The following is an 862-nucleotide window of genomic DNA, read 5'->3' as shown; positions in this document are numbered from 1 at the left end:
GCAGCCATCTCGAAGTCGTCGTAGCCCACCAGCGCGAGGGTCTCCGGCACCTTCACGCCGTGCTTCTGCAGCGTCTCGAAGACAGCGACCGTCGCGCTGTTCTTCAGCGTCAGGATCGCATCGGGCGGATCGGATTTTTTCAGTAACTTCAGAAGGCATTTCTCCGCGGAGGCGTTGTCTCCCACTGCGATGGACAGGGATGGCTTCAGCCCCGCAGACTCCATCGCCTCCCGGTAGCCTCGCATTCGTTCCTGGATCGTGTACAGGTGAGGTTCGCCGGTGAGGCACGCGATGCGACGATAGCCATGGTCGATCAGGTGCTGCGTCCCCAGCTTTGCCCCGGCATAGTTATCGACAACCACCGAAGGGATGGTCGAGCCCTCAATCGGTCGGTCCAGCGTGACGACAGGCGTGGAAATGCGCCCCAGCATCCGGGCCAGCACGTCGTCCTCTTCGTTGCAAGGTGCAAGGATCAGGCCATCCACACGATGCCGCATCAGCATGTTCACGGCGGCGAGCTCTTCTTTCGGATCATTCTGCGTCGTCAGCACGATCAGAACGCTGTCATGCGTGCGCACGATCGCCTGCGCGGCTTCGGCGCAGCTGGAGAAAAAGGGATCGGCGATGCTCGGGATCACGAGTCCGATGGCGCGGGTACGATCGCCCTTCAGAATGCGCGCAGCCTGGCTCGGCATATAGCCAAGCGTCTCAATAGCGCGCTGCACGCGCGCCAACGTCTTCGGGTCTACGCTTTGACCTCCGTTGATCACCCGAGAGACCGTCGTCGTGCCAACTCCGGCAGACTTCGCCACCTCACTCAACGTTGCGTGTTTACTTCGTGTCTTCATTTTGCCCAATTCGC

General features: G+C 60.9%; 1 protein-coding gene. It reads right to left on the bottom strand.

What is annotated here, in order from left to right; translation table 11 throughout:
- The coding region (locus OHL14_RS00005; RefSeq protein WP_263377251.1) for a LacI family DNA-binding transcriptional regulator at positions 1 to 848 on the bottom strand (848 nt) is incomplete at its 3' end.
- Positions 849 to 862: the final 14 nt, after the last annotated feature.

This window comes from Granulicella paludicola (assembly GCF_025685545.1).
GTDB lineage: Bacteria > Acidobacteriota > Terriglobia > Terriglobales > Acidobacteriaceae > Granulicella > Granulicella paludicola.
The sequence above is the reverse complement of the archived record's forward strand: the minus strand, read 5'-3'. Positions and strand labels throughout refer to the sequence as shown.